Below are 17,208 nucleotides of genomic sequence, written 5' to 3'. Positions count from 1 at the left end.
AATCCTAACCTCAGGTCGAACCTGATTTTTTGAGAAATTGCCCCAAACTATATTCAGAAATCTGAGTAGTAAACGGTACATTTAACTTATGCAAACACTCAGATACAGTGACTTTGTCATCGGTACTAATATCTGTAATACTTGGATCGATATAACTCGCTCTTTTTAAACATGCATTTATCTCTTTCGCAGAAGCACTACTTAAAACAGGCATAACTGAGATCGCAGTCACTACGAGTGTTTTTGGCTCATCAATTTTTGCTCCTTCAGCATCAGTACCTTCTGGCACACCACTAAAAGGCAACACAGGCTTAATAGTAGACGTACCAACACGCACTGAAATCTGCGTCAAAGCAGCAGAACGGCCACTGCTAAAGAAGCCATCCTCATATTTACAAAAACTATCAAGCGTTCCTAAATTCGATGTTTGTAATTTTGAAGAATTATCAATATAAGCAAGACCAGCTCTACGCAAGGAAAAAAAGTCTTTTTCCGACCCCTTGTAACAGAAAACCAATTCTTTATTTCGATTTGCATCCATTTTTGGATAACCAAACAAATTTGTTCCGAGTAAATAGGTTTCGAGTTTGGCTTTATCTTCAATAGGAATAAAAACTGCATCAGTATTCTGATTTAAAATTTGAATAGCTTGACTATTAGTTGCCACTTTAAGTCCAAACCATCCCGCCTTTACTGCCATTGCACCAATGATGGTGATTACAATCAGTATAAACAGCACTACGATCAACGTTGAGCCCATCTGCGTGTTTGTCTTTAAACTCATTGCGCATCTCCTATTGCATTACGCATGGCAACAGTTTGCTCCAAAGGAACTCTTAAAAATTTTCCAGTAACGCCTGTAGGATTACTTACTGTATAAGAGTTATTTAATAAGGTATAAGATGCGGGAATAACAGTATTTTCACCCGAATTATCAACAGAGCGTATAAGCACACCTAGTTGTAACGTAACCGGCCTAATAGTAGTTGCAGCATCTGCAAATTGTTTTAGAGTGAGGTAACTCATTTGGTTTGAAGCATTCACAACACCAACAAGCACTTTAAATTGGTCTACTCGCTGTAAAACAACCTGACCGGTACTACTACTGGTTAAATCAGTCAAGGTAGGGGTTACTGCACTAGAGTCATAATGCCCTGCCGCACAAGCGAGAACATAATCGTTTTTACTTTTTTCATCTTTTCGAATAAAATATTTTTGTACAACCACCGTTGTTGCTGAAGTAACTTTCTTACCTTCACAATCAAAACCATTAAGCTGTGCTGGTTTATACTGAATCACTAAAACGTCACTTTTTATATTGGCTAAACTATCTCCAGTTGATGTAGAACTTAATGCTAAATCAGTAGTTGTCATTGCTGAAGGGTAATTCTCTTTTTTAACAATCAAACCAGATAATTTACTATTTTTCATTATTCGCCCACCCAAATCTAAATTGGTCTGACGAATATCAGCTGTAATATAGTTCATGCCAAAATTTGCATTATCTTGCACATTTTCCATTGCTTTTTGATATGAAAGCGTAGACTGCCCACTAATTAAAAGCTGTATAGCAGCAGCAACAATAATCAATCCAAGCGCTAAAGCAACCATTAACTCAACAAGGGTAAACCCCTTAATTTTGATTTTCATTAGAATGCCTCCACTACAACACAACGGGCACCTGACTTATATTTAAATTTATCTGCTTCGGTACAGGCTGCAGCATCACTATTACTTTGAGATGCTTTGGTTTCATCCCATGCTACATATATACAATTTCTCAAATTTTTTGTATCTGGACAGGAAAGTATGGCTATAGTCATATTCTTGTTTTTTGCCAGTTGAGTTACATCTGCAATATCTTTGAGTGCAAAATCATTCGCAGTACAATACGCATTTAAGCACTTGGTTGTGTCTGTCGAACTCACACCTTTATACGTACCTGACCTATTAAAATACATACGCTCACTTAAGTTTCGAGCAATATTAACTGCCTCTATTTTACGTAAAGCCTGCTCTCCCATCCCCAAAGATTTGTACTGTAACAATGCAAAACCTAAAACAGCAACTCCCAATAAGAGCATTGCGACTATGACTTCCATCAAACCGACACCTTTTTGATATTTCATATTTTTCTCTTATCTTCTCATTAGCATGTTTTCAAAGCTCTAGTAATTAATCCCAACTGGGTTATAGTTATAGATTCAATTTTTAAACTTTTACTGTGCTTTACACTTATACAAACTGGGTACACTGCATTTTCAGTTTGAACCTGCCCATTCGCTAAAAAATAAATTGCTTTTACATTATTGTTTTGCAATTCTAAATTTGTTCCTAAGCCAGTACTTAAATCGAAAATTTTTGCGGTTGCTGGAACACTATAGGAACTATCTAATTTCAATACAGAAACCTGTCGAGTCAGACGTGCATTATTTTTTGCATCATTTAAAGAAAAAAGAATCTTATCCACCCCTTCCTTTAATTCATTGTTTTGAATTAAAGATTGAAATGAAGGAGCTGCCATCATTACAATAATCGCCAACACTGCAATCGTCACCATGAGCTCAATTAACGTAAAACCTTTATTCTTTTGCACACTCTTCCCCAGCTCTAAAACTTTCCCCTATTAAAAATAATATCTATAAATTTTACAAAACCTACACAGAGTAGATAAAAGGCATAAAAAAACAGATAACTGTCATTTCCCAGTTATCTGCTTATTTTTAAATAAGAAACGAAATGTTAAGTAGTTAACACTCTAGGCTTGCGTTACTGGAATCCGTAACTCTTTCGGTAAACTGAATGTAATATTCTCTTCCCGTCCATCCAGCTCTTGTGGTGCCTGTGCACCCCAATCCTGTAAACGCTGAATGACTTGTTTAATCAGAATTTCCGGTGCTGACGCGCCTGCTGTTACCCCAATCTGGATATTTTCTGCAAACCATTCCTGTTTGAGCTCATCGGCATTATCGACCAGATAAGCTGCCTTACCCATACGTTCAGCCAGTTCACGCAAACGGTTTGAGTTAGATGAATTTGGTGAACCCACAACTAAGACTACATCACAACGTTCAGCCAGATCGCGCACTGCATCCTGGCGGTTTTGTGTGGCGTAGCAAATATCATCTTTACGTGGGCCTTGAATCAGCGGGAATTTCTGGCGAAGAGCATCAATTACTTTCGCCGTATCGTCAATTGATAAAGTTGTTTGCGTGACAAAAGCGACTTTTTCAGGATTGCGTACCGTTAAAGCGGCGACATCTTCTTCATCTTCGACCAGATAAATCTCACCACCATTTTTTTTGTCATATTGCCCCATGGTGCCTTCAACTTCGGGATGGCCCTCATGACCAATCAGGATCGCTTCTACACCTTCACGGGCATATTTGGTCACTTCAATATGCACCTTAGTCACTAAGGGACAAGTCGCATCAAAAACCTTCAGACCACGACGTTCGGCTTCTTGTTGTACCGCTTTCGAAACACCATGTGCGCTAAAAATCACGATATTATCGTCAGGAACTTCGTCGAGTTCATCGACAAAAATTGCACCACGCTGACGTAGATCATCGACAACAAATTTGTTATGCACCACTTCATGCCGCACATAAATCGGTGGGTTAAAGCATTCTAGGGCACGGTTCACGATCGCAATGGCACGATCTACACCAGCACAAAAACCACGCGGATTGGCTAAAACAATTTCCATAGAATCCTCAATACTTACACCATTTTTAGCGGTTCAATTGAAATAAATGTAAACAATCGACTGACAACTATTTAGTTTAAAGCCGCTCTACTCTAAAATAGAGAAGATATTTTATCATATCAGGAAAAATATCATGTCGGGTCTCTTGTTTGTCGTTTCTGCAGCGTCTGGAACAGGCAAAACATCCCTTGTTAAAGCCCTACTTGAGCGTGTCAACAATCTTCACGTTTCTGTGTCACACACCACACGCGGTCAACGACCTGGCGAACTCGATGGCGTACACTATCATTTCTCCAATAAAGAAGATTTTTTAAATCTGGTCAATGAAGGTGGTTTTATCGAATACGCTGAAGTATTTGGTAATTACTACGGTACTGCGCAAGCCACAGTTAAAGAGCAACTGGCCAAAGGCCATGATGTATTACTGGAAATTGACTGGCAAGGTGCGCAACAGGTTCGTCGACTTTTTCCTGAATCTAAACAAATTTTTATCTTACCACCAAGCCAGTTCGACTTGCGTGAACGCCTGTCTAACCGTGGTACTGACGCAGTTGATGTGATTGAGCATCGTCTGAGCTGCGCGGTAGAAGATATGCAACAATATAGCAACTTTGACTATATCATTATTAATGACGACTTTAATAAAGCACTGCATGACCTTGAAGCGGTGATTATCGCCAACCGCTTGACCTTGTCGCAACAGGCCAATCGTCATGAAAAACTGATTCAGAAACTGATAACGCCGACTGAGCAGTGATTAAAACTTGAGTCTATAGACAAAGCCTTTTATACTGTGCAGTCTGTTAAAATTTATTATTCAAACGAGAATTCTTATGGCACGCGTCACCGTTGAAGATTGTTTAGACCATGTAGACAACCGCTTTGAGCTTGTACTAGTGGCAAGCAAGCGCGCGCGTCAATTGGCACGTCAAGGTATTGAACCAACTGTAGAATGGGACAATGACAAACCGACTGTTGTGGCTTTACGTGAAATCGCTTCAGGTCATGTATCAAAAGACATTTTGAAACAACGTGATCAAGACTATCAAACATCAAGCTTGGATCTTGCACTTTCTGCAAATAATCTAAACTTAGACGGTTTTTCTTTCCAATAAGAGATCGTCACTCAAAAAGCCTAGTTCTAAACTAGGCTTTTTTTGTTATGTGACTTTTATATTTATGCCAGAACGGTTATAACATAAGGGTTAGCTATCAAGTTTGTATTGGTTTTCTGCTCTGTAGCAGCAAAAAACCATCAAGCCAGGAAATTCACATTTCTAAAGTGCTTTCAGGTTTTATTTGTAAAAAATTCAGTTGAAAAGGTGTTTTATGCCAGGCCCACAGGTCAGTCAAGCCAAGCAGCAGTTAGAGATCATTATCGATGCGTATTTAAATGAAAGCGATGTCGAACGTGTGCTTGCGGCCTGTGATTATGCAGATATGGCACATGACGGGATTGTGCGTAAAAGTGGTGAACCTTATATTCTGCATCCGATTGCGGTCAGCTGTATCTTGGCGCATATGCGTCTGGACACTGAAACCTTAATGGCCGCCCTGCTGCACGATGTGATTGAAGATACCGAATTTAACAAAGATGATATTAGCAAGATTTTTGGTTTTACCGTCGCAGAACTGGTCGATGGTGTCACCAAACTGAGCCATTCCAGTGATAAAGAATATAATAAAGCGGCTTCTTTCCGGAAAATCCTGCAAGCGACTCTACAAGATCCACGTGTCATTATCGTGAAACTGGCCGACCGTTATCACAACATGACCACTTTGGATGCACTGCGCCCTGACAAACGCGCGCGTATTGCCCGCGAAACCTTTGAAATCTTTGTTCCAATGGCACGTATTGTCGGCATGAATGAAATGGCCGATAACCTGGAACATCTTTGTTATCAGAATCTAGATCTGGACATGTATAACAATGTACAGGCCGCTCTACTGGAAACCAAGCCCAAACGCTGTGAATATCAGGCCAAATGGGAAAAAAACCTGACCGAACTGCTGCAACAGAATGCCATTCAAGGCCGGATTAAGAAGAAAAATAACAATATTGAGCTACTGCGCCACTTTGTTAAAAATGACATCGATCTGCAGGAATTGACGCACAGCCATGCATTTGAAATTATTTTACAGAGCATCGCGGACTGTGACCGACTGGCAGAAATTCTGACGCAAAGTTTTAAAATCCAGAGTTATGAAGATCATATCCGCCGCCCATTACCGGGAGGCAACCAGTCCTTGATGATGCGTCTGAAAGGCGAAAAGACCACTTTGTCTTTGACCATTCAAACCGAACTCATGCGTAAAGCAGCACGTTTTGGCGTCGTGCTCGGTGAAAGTGCCCCGCAGGCCTGCCGCTCTGCGATTCAGGCCTCGATGCAGAATCTCAATGTTCTGGTCGATGGTGAATGTGCCAAAACTACTTTCAGTGAATTACTGGACTATCTGCACCAAGAAAAAATCTGGGTCTATACCCCGCACGGCCATTTACATGAATTGCCACAAGGTGCCACGGCGGTCGACTTTGCTTATGCGGCGAGTTTATTCCTTGGCAACCATGCAGTTGGTGCAAAAATTAATAATGAAACCAAACCACTGTCGACTCCTTTAGTCAGTGGTCAGGTAGTCGAAATCATTACTGATGTCCTCGCCACCCCGAATCCGGATTGGCTCAGTTTTATTAATACCCAGAAAGCTCGTCGTGCTATTCAGAATATTCTGCGCGATCAGGATCCAGACGAGCAGCGTCTGGTCGGACAACAGGCACTCAATCGTGCACTAAAACTGTTTCATCGTTCGATTCGCGATCTGACTGAAGCAGACTGGAAAAACCTCTTGGAATGGCGCCATGTTTCCAGCAAGGAACAGCTGTTTGAACAGATTGCAGTCGGTGATTTATTACCGCAACTGGTGGCCAACCATTTATTTGCCCAAGATCAACATCAGAATATTGCCAGCTCAGACCGTCTGATTCAGGGAACGGAAGGTGTCGATGTCAAATATGCACATTGCTGTAATCCTGTGCTGGGTGATCCGATTCAGGGTCATTTGACCCGTCGCGGTTTAATTGTGCATCGTGCACGCTGTCACAACCTGCTGCATGAACAGCATCAGCATCCAGAAAATATCATGCTGTTACAGTGGACCTCGGATGATCTGGAAGATATCAGCTTTACTGCCTATCTTAGCATTGACCTGGATATGAATGACGAGCAGATTTCCGACCTGATTTACCAATGCCGTAAAGCGCATTCCGGGGTAGAAATGGTACGTACTCAGGATGACAAAACCTATGTCAATATCGTGGTGCATAACCGTAAACAGATTGCACAGATTATCCGGGATTTACGCATGTATTTCGGTTTCCCACGAATTATCCGTCTAGCTCAGCCCGTCGTTTTCAGTGAAGCCTCTAAAGCGAGTTGATCATTTAAAACGATAGTGCTTTTATCGGCCGAATTGATCGAATATGATGTATGTCGATGATAAAAGGAGAAATTAATGTCCCGCCAAGTAATCCATACTGAAAATGCCCCTGCTGCGATTGGTACTTATTCGCAAGCCATTTTAGTGGGTGATACCTTATATCTATCAGGTCAAATTGGCCTGGATCCTTATAGTATGGAACTGGTTGAAGGCATTGAAGCTCAAATTCGCCGGGTGTTTGATAATTTAAAAGCAGTCTGTGAAGCCGCTGGTGGTTCTTTGGCAGATATTGCCAAACTGAATATTTTCCTGACCGATTTATCTCACTTTCAACTGGTCAATCAAATTATGGGTGAGTATTTTGCCCAACCCTATCCAGCACGTGCCGCTTTAGGTGTCGCAAGCCTGCCTAAAGATGCTTTAGTTGAGATGGATGGCATTGTCATCATTAATCAATAAGTTATAAAAATCACTCAGTCCCCACCCTGCAATATCTCATTCTAAATCACGAATCACTTTTGTGTGGAAATCCGAGCAGTACTTGGATTTCCGCTCAGGTGGTGATTTTTTATCTAAATCATCAATCATGATAAAAGCTATTTCAAATGATTTTTATTGACAAACGATAACAATTATCAATAATATTACTTATCTTATTTAATCACTGTGGTTGTGTCCTATGTACGTTTGTCTATGCCGTGGCATTACAGATCAAGACATTAAAGATGCTATTGCAAATGGCGCTGAAAGTTATCGTGACGTTCGCGATCTGTTAGATCTAGGTACTTGTTGTGGTCGTTGTGCACCTGAAGCCCGCATGATCATCAGTGATGAAGTTTCACAAATTGCAGCACGGCTGGCCGTTGCAGCATAAATTTAGAAAGATTTCTCCCTATAAGCATAATGAAAAAACAATGATCTTTGGTCATTACTCCTCCCCCGCCTTTGACTCTGGCGGGTTTTTATTGCCATTCATCTGAGTCTGAATCGATTCGATGTCGATTTTCATTTGCTGTTCCTTGACATCCTCACCTCTCTAAATAGAGCTGATTCCTCCTGCGAGACGCTTATGCCCAAGCGCAAGTATGTTCTTAGCACTATTCAAGTCCCGATCCAGAACACTTGAACAGTTTTCACATTCCCATACTCTTATTCGCAAATCTGCTCTACCTTTAGGACTGCTTGCAGTGACCTCACCACAGCACGAACACATTTGGGTTGTGAAACTTTCATTAACTTCTTCAAACCATACTCCTGCGTTCTCGCATTTATACTTGAGCATGGTCTTGAATGCTGAAAATCCAGTATCCAAAACAGACTTGGCCATCTTGGTTTTCACCAGTTTTTTCGCACTCAGATCGCCTACAACAATTAGTGCATTTTTCTTTATAAGCATCGTACTTGCTTTGTGCAAATGGTCTTTACGACAGTTTGCAATCTTGGCGTGTAATGCACGGACACGTTTTCTATTTTTAGCTCGTTGAGCAATCCCTAATTTCTGTTCATATTGACGGTAGAACTTGGGATTTGAAATTATCGTACCATCCGAACAAGTGGCTATATCCTTTAAGCCCAGATCAATCCCAATCAAATTAGTCGCAGTCGATTTCTCAATTTTAGGGCTATTCACAACTAAGCAGACATACCAGCGGCCACGCGCATCCTCGACAAACGAACCAGTCTTGATACTGTAATTTGACAGTCCATAGCTATCCCATATTTTAAACTGATACTTGCCATACTGGATATGGCCATCAGCATACTTGATTGCTACTTTCTTAAAGGGTATCCAACCTAGTGATCTTCTGGCTGATTTCTTATGACTGACCCGCCATTTTAGTTTGGTCTTCTTGAATTGCTTTCTGCGTATGACTAATTTTTCGGTAACAGCCTGAATGGTTTGACTATGTAACCCACAAAGCCTAGATGTACCTTTCGTATATTCAGCAATATCGTAAGCACTGAGAAATTCACCTTTTCTTTTAAGGTGTTTAAAGCTTAAATCATTGACATAATTCCAGACGAAATTCACTTCAGATGCTAATTGCTCTAATATCTTAGAATGTTTATCTTTAATGCGTAATTTAAGTGTTTTCATGTGATTATTTTATCAATGAAAATAACCAATAGAATATCCAAAGTTAAAAATGTTAATTTGAAACGACATTTCATGTCGTATGGCTTAGGTCACTCATTTATATCCCTGCCTTGAAAACGAGGTTTTACGTTTGATTTGATAAATTACTCGCCATTTGCCCCTGACTTGCTTTACTATCAGGATTAGAGCGCTTTCTTAGAAAGATAAAACAGGTCCAAATGGAGTTATGCGATGAAAGGCAATCGTGATGTGATTAATCAGCTCAATCAGGTGTTGTATCACCACTTAACTGCCATTAACCAGTATTTCCTGCATTCGCGCATGTTTAATGACTGGGGCATTGAAAAACTGGGCTCGGCAGAATATAAAGAATCCATTGTTCAGATGAAACATGCCGATAAAATTATTGAACGTATTTTATTTTTGGAAGGTCTGCCAAATTTACAAAATCTGGGCAAACTGTATATCGGTCAGCATACTCAAGAAGTGCTGCATTGTGATGTGCGCAAAGTCAAAGAGAATATTGAAGCCATCCAGAAAGCAGTGGCATTAGCTGAAATCCAAATGGATTATGTGACGCGTGATCTGGTTCAGGAAATCTCAGAGAAAGAAGAAAACTATCTAGACTGGACCACGACACAGATTGATCTGATCGAAAGCATTGGCATCGAAAACTATATTCAAAGTCAGCTCTAAACTTAAAGTTAAGCCCAGAAAAAGCCAGCATCTGCTGGCTTTTTTGTATTTAACGAGGTACATCCTGCATTAGTTCTTCATAACTCATTTCAGTTTTCTGAATAGTCTTTAAGCGTTGCAGCTGGTGCTTGGCTTCTGCCTCATATCCATTAAAAGTTAAAAGTTTGGCATATTTGATCAGGTTATATTTAGTCGGATAACTCAAGACCATTTGTTCACCTTCCTGAATCTGTTCAGCAGACGCTTTGCTATAAGGATTCAGACGAATCCAGGCAATACGATGATTAAACTCAGTCAGTAGATAAATTGGTTTTTCATTGGTGATTTTTTCCGGCTGTTTTTCATAACGAATACTTTGCCCGAGTTTTGGTACTGCAACATCATAATCGCGATAAATCACAATTAATAGAAGTAACCCAACAGCAAAAATGAATTTCATACCAATTGATGGCATAACCACTTTTTTAATTTTTGGACTTTGTGCCAGAACCGCACCCAGAATAAAACCTACTGGCAACAGGAAATAGGCATAATGCTGTGGAAACTCAAACATGGCATGTGTCAAAAAAGCCCCAATCATCAAAATTCCGATGACAGATTCTGGCGTATTCACCCAACGTTGTAACTGATAGCCCAAATAACCAAAGTATGCCAAGAAAGGCAGACCGATGATCAGTCCATTCCAGAGCAAAAAGTCCAGAATAAAATTATGTGCACTACGAACCCAGACCGGGCCTTGCACGGTATCACTAATCGAGACAAAAGCCACACTGGTCTGATACCAACCATAGCCAAACCATGGCTGCGCCTGAATGGCTGCCAGCATTTGCTGCCAGATTGCGAGGCGTGACATATCGCCGGTGGCACGCGCTACCACATCCCTGCTTTGTATGACGTCCGTATCCATTGCCTGTGCAGCCAACTGACTGAGTAATGGAAAAGCCACAATACAGGAAATAAAGAAGAGGAACCAAGCAATACTGTAATACCATTTCAGGCGAATAATGCCTTTATATTGATAGAACGCCAGATACAACATGATCGCGATCGCAGCCACCCATGCAGTACGGGACTGGCTTAAAGCTACGCCAACCACGATGATTGCCGCACATGAAAATAGCCACTTGGTCTGGATTTTTTTCTTTTCGTACAGATAAAGGCAGCTCATCAATGCCATGACTAAAAAAGTTGCCATATTATTCGGCTGGGCAAAGTTGGCATAAGGACGCTGATTACCACTAATATTCACCATGCCTGGCACTATTGAATCCAGATTCGTCCACTGACATACAGCAATTAAGCCTGTAATCGTTCCTGAAGCCAAAAACACATAGCTCAGATTAGTGAAAGTTTCTTCCCGGTTATAGTTTGCTGTTGAAAGGTTATAACCCAACACACCTGCCAGCCAAAAGCTAAAGGCGAAAATAAAGCCCATTATGGCAGTACTAAAGAAAAACACCTGCCCTGCGAGTAACTGGATAAAAGGCACACTGGCAAGAAGCAATAGCGGTAGACTCAGTGTTGGAATTCTTACTTTTTCTTTTAAGCGAATTGCAGCCAAGGCGAATAGTGCAAAAAATGCGTATAGCTCACCGGTATAGGTCACCCACGGCCGATAGTGGATGGGCATGAGCCATGCCAAGGAGATCAGGATTGCTGCGATGAGGGCGAGCGTGAATTTCATGGTGATGTCAATGAGTGCAGATACTATATGATATATAAAAAAATTCTAACTAAGAAATCTATATTTTTACTTAAAAAATTATAGATTAATTTATCTTGGCATATCCTCAATCAAAACCTCATAACTCAAATCTGTTTTCCATATAACTTTTAATCGCCAAAGTTGATGCCTGGCTTCTTTTTCATATCCATTAAAAGCCAATAATTTGGCATATTTTTTAAGATTATACTCAATGGGATAACTATTAATGAGCTGATCAATAGTTTTAATTTCCTCTAATGATTTTATACTGTAGGGATTCATACGAATCCAAGCTATGCGATGATTAAACTCTGTTAATAAAAAAATAGGGGATTCAATTTGGATTTTTTGAGACTGCTTTTGGTATAAAATACTTTCCAACATTTTAGCTCTCGCAATCTCATAATCACGATAAACTACAATTAAAACCAAAATGCTAAATATAAGTAGGATATTACAAAAATGACTGCTTAAAATAAAAACAGACAGTTCTTTTTTTTGAGCTAGGATCGGCGAATTCAAACATGAGGTGCGACAGTTTGAAAAGTCTTATGATAATCAACAAGCTGAGCAAATTTCTCTAATGGTGTAAGCCAATCTAACGCTTTTCTAGGACGAGTATTCAGTGACATGGCAACTTGATTTAAATAATGCTGATCTGCCTGATTTAAATCAATCCCTTTAGGTAAATATTGCCTAATTAAACCATTCATATTTTCGCATGTGCCTTTTTGCCAGGGTGAATGTGGGTCACAGAAATATACATCTATGCCTAAATCTTCTTCAAGTATTTTATGTTCTGCCATCTCGCGTCCACGGTCATAGGTCAACGTTTTACGCAGTTCTGCAGGTAAATATTTCAGAGCTTCAGTTAAAGCCTTGCGCACTGATTCTGCCTTTGCATCAGGTAATGTTGCCAAGATACAGAGCCGTGTATTTCGTTCAATAAGTGTTGCTATCGAACTTTTATTGTCTTTACCTTTAATTAAATCAGCTTCCCAATGACCCGGTATTTTTCTTTCTTGAACTTCGGCTGGGCGCTCATGAATAGTTTTAATATCCTGTAATATAGAATCTTTTTTAGGTTCACCGTTAGCTTTTCGCTTTTTATTTTCATGACGCAGACAGGATAATAAGTCTTTTTTCAACTCACCCTTTGGTAATGCTCGTATCGTTGAATAAATCGTTGTATGGCTTACATTCATTGTTTGATCCAAATCAGGAAATGTCTTTAAACGCTTTGCTATTTGCTGAGGAGACCATAAACAACGGATCGCTTCAACAATAAATTTCCAGAGGATTGAATCGATTTTGAGTTTTCTGTGACCACGTCTACGTCTAGCGAAGGTGTTATCAGAAGCATATTGAGCTTGATAAACGTCATTGATGCTATTTCTTTTAAGCTCACGATAGATCGTACTAGGATGTCTTTTAATGAGTTCAGCAAATTTTCTGGCTGAAAAGCCTTCTTTTCTTGACTCAAGCATTAATGCAGTACGATCTTCAAAGTTAAGATGATGGTATGACAATTTTATATACTCCATAAACCCTTTAAATTAATTAGGTGGTTTATGTCGCACTTCAAGTTTTACTCTGCCCTTGTTTGGTTCCAACCATGTCCCCACCAAGGTTCTTTATCTATTGCATATATTAAATGCTTCCAAATACCTAGCCGTGATAGATCAGATGTGGCTCTAATTATTACATCACGGTTTTGTACTATTTGTAGATCTGTAAAATATAAAACAGCCTGACTAATTAAAGGCAGATTAAAAATAAATAAAATAAATAAAATAAACCATAAGTTGTCATTAAAAAGTAAACATGTATTCTTTTCCGAATTGGTTTGATACTTTCTCCACCCATTGCTCTATTTTGTCAGCTGTCATGACTTGAAAATCTCGCCAATAATATTTCATCTGCTTCCATACCATCTCGATTCGATTTAACTCAGGGCTATAAGCTGGAATAAAATACAGATTCGTCGAAAAGTTAGTTTTAAGTAGCTCTCTGTAATCAGCCATCTTTTTACTTCTATGAATCGAGGCATTATCAACAATAAGAACCAATGGAAGGTTATATGTCTGTTTTACTTGTTGAGCTATTCCAGTTAAATAGGCATAAAACCAAGTGCTTGTCACTGACTCTTGTAAACAACTAGTCACCAGTTTCCCCGTTGAAAGCAAACACCCCATGACATTAACTCGTTTTAATCTTATTGCATCAACCGCATGAACATCACCTATCTTTGTCCACGCATAGCGGTTATCAGGTGTAGATGAAAATCCTGTTTCATCAACATAACCTAATATAATTTCACCACGTGCCGCTTGCTCTCGTAATTCTTCAATCTGCTGTGTTGCTTGTTCAAATGCAATCGGATCTCTTTTTTTTCAAGCTATGACGGGTACGCTTGAAGACCATACCTGAATCCCGTAAAAACTTACGAATGGTTTCAACAGACACGGACACTTCGTATTCTTCATGTAGTTTGACTCGGATTTGTTCTGCATTGAGTGGACTTGTATTGACCCAATCTAGGATTTTCGCCTGATAGTCTGAGATCAATGTATTGGGTCGACCTGAGCGATGACCTTCTTTAATCGATTCAAACTCATACAATTCCCAACGTCGGCGTTGTAGCCTTATGGTTTCTGGGATACGTTCTTGTAGAGTGGCAACTTCCGCAACGCTTTTACCTTCGGAAAGCCAGAGAATAGTTTGGGCACGTTGCCTTTCACGCCAATGTTTTGCATGCTTGACCAGAAAAATGAGTCGTTCTCGCTGTTCTAAACTAAGTGGTACAGAAACAATTCTAGGCATGTGTGAACATCTGTTAACTAAAAAAACCTTTTCGCATCATTAGTTATTTTTGTCAACTTACTATACTGTAATGCCATTTTAATGTGACAATATCTTTATACTGATAAATTGATAAATAAATAAAAATAAAAACTGATACAAGCCAAGCTGTTCTCGATTGACTTAAAGTAATTCCTATCAAAATTATGATTGCAGAAATTATTATGAGTCTTATATTTGTTTTTTTAATTTCGTAAATATACAAACATGCCATTAATGACATAATTAAAAATGTTGACATATTGTTGGGTTGAGCAAAATTACCATAAGGTCTTTGCTTTCCATTTATATCTCTGATCCAAGGTATATAATCTTCTAAGTTTAACCACTGAAATATAGCAATACACCCGGTTACGAAACCAACAAACACCAATAAACAACTAAAATAATAAAAAATTTTTACACGATCAAAAATACTATTACATAGATTAAAACCTAATATAATTGCCAACCAAAAACAGCTAACATAGATAAAACCCATAAAACCGATGCTAAAATAAAACACTTTACCAATAAAAAAATGAATTACGGGTACAAAAGATAGAAAAATAATTGGAATAATAATTTTTGGAATTTTTAAGCTTTTATTTATAAAAAAAAACATACTTATGATTAGTGCAATTACAGCATAATATTCGTTATAAAAAACCACCCATGGATTATAATGATTAACTGAAAGCCAAGACAAAGCTAAAAAAAACCAACAAAATATAATAAATAATATTTTAAGTAAGACTTAATACCCAAATAAATAATTGTTAAATATAGTCTCATTATATCAAACCTTCTACCATAAAATAATCAAAGATAAAAACACTAAAGTATTTTTAAAATTTATACCTTTAACTTTTAAAAAATATTATTTGACTATTTTATAAAATTTATTCAAGTAAATATTACTTTTATAAATGAATTAATATATTTAAAAAATAAACGCATCAAATTGATGCGTTTATTTTTCATTACAAATATAAAATCACATAGATTTAATATTAAGAAGCTTGAACACAAGACTTAGGCGCTAAATTTGCAGCCACGTTAGTTTCACATGTCCATGAACCTATTGACTCTGCAATATCTTTAGTATTCGCATCGCTAGGGTCTGCCTTTACAGCATCAGAGTCTGCAGTACGCACCCATTGAATAAACTTACCAGAAATACGTGAAGATCCTTGAAGATTACACTTAATTTTAGCCACCCCTGTAGCTTTTTTAATATCAACAGTAATGCTTGAACATGCAGCTGTTTTGTTAGGCAATCCAACACCACCGGCTGTATTGATATCCCCCACAAGACCTTCTGAAAGACTTAATTCAGTATTTGTTTTACCGCCGCTAATATCAGCCAAACCTACTGAAACTTGAGATTTTGCAACATAGTTTTGATAAGCCGGAATCGCGATTGCAGCAAGAATACCGATAATTGCAACAACGATCATTAATGCTGTCCAATCCATAAGTCACTTTATATGGACACGCCCCAAATTATTGAATTCTATAATTTTATCCTATTTTATATTTTGTCCATATGGACATACTTTTATAACGACAAATTTTTCAAGTTTGTCCATATCCTCAAAAATGCTAAATGTATTAAAAACGTGTTTAAGTCCGCATGATTTTAGAATCTTTCCAGGGCTTGGCATTTTTTCTGGCTGGAATTACCGCATGAGCCTGCCGATCGGCAATCACTTGTCTACATCGTTTTGTATCATAAGCCCCATCCGTATAGACCGAATCAATTCGCTCATCTTCAGGGATCTGATCAAGTAAATCATCCAGTACTTGTGAATCACTGACATTATTCGTAGTCAGCTGAACAGCGCGTATTTGCAGGGTTTCAGCATCTATCCCAATGTGGAGTTTACGCCATTGGCGACGATATTCAGGCTGATGTTTCTTACGCTTCCATTCGCCTTCACCTAAAAATTTTAACCCCGTAGAGTCGACGAGTAGATGTAATCCATGACGACTTTTTTGATAGCGAATTGAAATATCGATATGCTTTTGTCTTCTGCAAAGAGTTGAGTAATCGGGTGCCGTCCAATTCAAACCACAAAGTTTAATGAGGCTTTGAACAAAGCCTTTGACCATACGCAAAGAGAGTCTAAATAAGGACTTAATCATCAAACAACATTGAATGGCGGTATCAGAATATGTTTGATCTCGTCCTTGTTTGCCTTGTGGTGGTGCATACCATTGGGTATTTTCATCAAACCAGATCGAGATATTTCCTCGATTGATTAAAGCTTGGTTGTATGCTTTCCAGTTAGAAGTACGATAGATTTTAGGTGTGGGCTTATTCATCTAGGAATTATATTGCTGAATAAGCCTTTGGACAGAAGTTTGTGCAACAAAGCCATCCAAAGCTGTCCAATCTAACCCGCAAAGTTTAATGAGGCTTTGAACAAAACTGGTTGCCATACGTAAAGAGAGTCGAAATAGAGATCTGATCATAAGACAGCATTGAATGGCTGTATCGGAATAAGTTTGATTTCATCCTTGTTTGCCTTTTGGCTGGGCATACCATTGAGTGCCAGGATCAAACCAAATCGAAATATTTCCTCGATTGATTAAGGCACGATTATAAGAGGACCAATTCGTTGTACGATAGATTTTAGGTGTAGGCTTATTCATTCGGAAATTATATTGCTGAAGAAGCCTTTAATGATAGGTTTGTGCAACAAAGCCGATTTATATTTA

At 38.8% G+C, this 17,208-nt stretch carries 19 protein-coding genes and 2 pseudogenes; 6 read left to right on the top strand and 15 right to left on the bottom strand.

Annotated features, from left to right (window positions below):
• Positions 1-10: 10 nt before the first annotated feature.
• The 5 genes from F893_RS02095 to ispH all read right to left on the bottom strand — a co-directional run bounded on the left by F893_RS02095 (position 11) and on the right by ispH (position 3,709).
• Positions 11-784: a hypothetical protein gene (locus F893_RS02095; RefSeq protein ID WP_005249804.1), complete on the bottom strand. Its 774-nt coding sequence runs from the start codon at positions 782-784 to the stop codon at positions 11-13.
• Positions 781-1,650: a prepilin-type N-terminal cleavage/methylation domain-containing protein gene (locus F893_RS02090; RefSeq protein WP_005249802.1), complete on the bottom strand. Its 870-nt coding sequence runs from the start codon at positions 1,648-1,650 to the stop codon at positions 781-783. The genes F893_RS02095 and F893_RS02090 overlap by 4 nt, the downstream gene beginning before the upstream one ends.
• The gene (pilV, locus tag F893_RS02085) at positions 1,650-2,129 is read right to left on the bottom strand and encodes a type IV pilus modification protein PilV (RefSeq protein WP_005249800.1); all 480 of its coding nucleotides are present in this window, start codon (positions 2,127-2,129) and stop codon (positions 1,650-1,652) included. The genes F893_RS02090 and pilV overlap by 1 nt, the downstream gene beginning before the upstream one ends.
• Before the next feature lie 20 nt (positions 2,130-2,149).
• Positions 2,150-2,596 carry a pilus assembly FimT family protein gene (locus F893_RS02080; RefSeq protein WP_005001881.1) on the bottom strand — a complete coding sequence of 149 codons (447 nt, stop codon included), beginning with the start codon at positions 2,594-2,596 and terminating at the stop codon, positions 2,150-2,152.
• 162 nt (positions 2,597-2,758) lie between these two features.
• Complete coding sequence (ispH, locus tag F893_RS02075) at positions 2,759-3,709, bottom strand: 4-hydroxy-3-methylbut-2-enyl diphosphate reductase (RefSeq protein WP_005249798.1); 951 nt, start codon at positions 3,707-3,709, stop codon at positions 2,759-2,761.
• A gap of 133 nt (positions 3,710-3,842) precedes the next feature.
• Between ispH and gmk the strand changes: the two genes are divergently transcribed.
• The 5 genes from gmk (at position 3,843) to F893_RS02050 (ending at position 8,018) form a co-directional block, all read left to right on the top strand.
• A complete protein-coding gene (gene gmk / locus F893_RS02070) occupies positions 3,843-4,466 on the top strand; it encodes a guanylate kinase (RefSeq protein WP_005249796.1) in 624 nt (207 codons plus the stop codon).
• Positions 4,467-4,542: 76 nt separating this feature from the next.
• Positions 4,543-4,824: a DNA-directed RNA polymerase subunit omega gene (gene rpoZ / locus F893_RS02065; protein ID WP_004281186.1), complete on the top strand. Its 282-nt coding sequence runs from the start codon at positions 4,543-4,545 to the stop codon at positions 4,822-4,824.
• A 214-nt stretch (positions 4,825-5,038) separates the two neighbouring features.
• Positions 5,039-7,144 carry a RelA/SpoT family protein gene (locus F893_RS02060; RefSeq protein WP_005249794.1) on the top strand — a complete coding sequence of 702 codons (2,106 nt, stop codon included), beginning with the start codon at positions 5,039-5,041 and terminating at the stop codon, positions 7,142-7,144.
• Between the two features lie 75 nt (positions 7,145-7,219).
• Entirely contained in the window at positions 7,220-7,603 is a 384-nt protein-coding gene (locus F893_RS02055) for a RidA family protein (protein ID WP_004644973.1), read from the top strand.
• Between the two features lie 220 nt (positions 7,604-7,823).
• A complete protein-coding gene (locus F893_RS02050; protein ID WP_005249792.1) occupies positions 7,824-8,018 on the top strand; it encodes a bacterioferritin-associated ferredoxin in 195 nt (64 codons plus the stop codon).
• 162 nt (positions 8,019-8,180) lie between these two features.
• Here the strand turns inward: F893_RS02050 and F893_RS02045 are convergent, their stop codons facing one another.
• On the bottom strand, positions 8,181-9,242 hold the full coding sequence (locus tag F893_RS02045) for an RNA-guided endonuclease InsQ/TnpB family protein (RefSeq protein ID WP_005249784.1): 1,062 nt from the start codon (positions 9,240-9,242) through the stop codon (positions 8,181-8,183).
• 231 nt (positions 9,243-9,473) lie between these two features.
• On the opposite strand from F893_RS02045, the gene bfr reads away from it, so the two are divergent.
• Complete coding sequence (gene bfr, locus F893_RS02040; RefSeq protein WP_005249782.1) at positions 9,474-9,938, top strand: heteropolymeric bacterioferritin subunit Bfr; 465 nt, start codon at positions 9,474-9,476, stop codon at positions 9,936-9,938.
• A gap of 49 nt (positions 9,939-9,987) precedes the next feature.
• Here the strand turns inward: bfr and F893_RS02035 are convergent, their stop codons facing one another.
• From F893_RS02035 to F893_RS17815, 9 genes and pseudogenes are all read right to left on the bottom strand, one after another.
• Entirely contained in the window at positions 9,988-11,622 is a 1,635-nt protein-coding gene (locus tag F893_RS02035) for a PglL family O-oligosaccharyltransferase (protein WP_005249779.1), read from the bottom strand.
• A gap of 90 nt (positions 11,623-11,712) precedes the next feature.
• Positions 11,713-12,165: a hypothetical protein gene (locus tag F893_RS02030; protein WP_005249778.1), complete on the bottom strand. Its 453-nt coding sequence runs from the start codon at positions 12,163-12,165 to the stop codon at positions 11,713-11,715.
• Positions 12,162-13,130 carry an IS30 family transposase gene (locus tag F893_RS02025; protein WP_081398964.1) on the bottom strand — a complete coding sequence of 323 codons (969 nt, stop codon included), beginning with the start codon at positions 13,128-13,130 and terminating at the stop codon, positions 12,162-12,164. Before F893_RS02025 ends, F893_RS02030 begins: the two co-directional genes overlap by 4 nt.
• A gap of 324 nt (positions 13,131-13,454) precedes the next feature.
• Positions 13,455-13,994 (bottom strand): IS630 family transposase, encoded by a 540-nt coding sequence (locus F893_RS02020; protein WP_225554437.1) that lies wholly within the window; start codon positions 13,992-13,994, stop codon positions 13,455-13,457.
• A gap of 16 nt (positions 13,995-14,010) precedes the next feature.
• Complete coding sequence (locus F893_RS02015; RefSeq protein ID WP_004647755.1) at positions 14,011-14,466, bottom strand: helix-turn-helix domain-containing protein; 456 nt, start codon at positions 14,464-14,466, stop codon at positions 14,011-14,013.
• Between the two features lie 52 nt (positions 14,467-14,518).
• Positions 14,519-15,193: a pilin glycosylation ligase domain-containing protein gene (locus tag F893_RS02010; RefSeq protein WP_155757258.1), complete on the bottom strand. Its 675-nt coding sequence runs from the start codon at positions 15,191-15,193 to the stop codon at positions 14,519-14,521.
• 304 nt (positions 15,194-15,497) lie between these two features.
• On the bottom strand, positions 15,498-15,944 hold the full coding sequence (locus F893_RS02005; RefSeq protein WP_005249776.1) for a pilin: 447 nt from the start codon (positions 15,942-15,944) through the stop codon (positions 15,498-15,500).
• A gap of 178 nt (positions 15,945-16,122) precedes the next feature.
• Positions 16,123-16,812 (bottom strand): annotated as a pseudogene (locus F893_RS02000) (IS5 family transposase); the annotation flags it as partial.
• Between the two features lie 54 nt (positions 16,813-16,866).
• Positions 16,867-17,142, bottom strand: a pseudogene (locus F893_RS17815) (transposase); the annotation flags it as partial.
• Positions 17,143-17,208 lie beyond the last annotated feature (66 nt).

It is taken from the genome of Acinetobacter sp. CIP 102136, from assembly GCF_000369685.1.
Lineage (GTDB): Bacteria > Pseudomonadota > Gammaproteobacteria > Pseudomonadales > Moraxellaceae > Acinetobacter > Acinetobacter fasciculus.
Note: the sequence above shows the minus strand (reverse complement) of the source record. Positions and strands in the feature narration are given on the sequence as shown.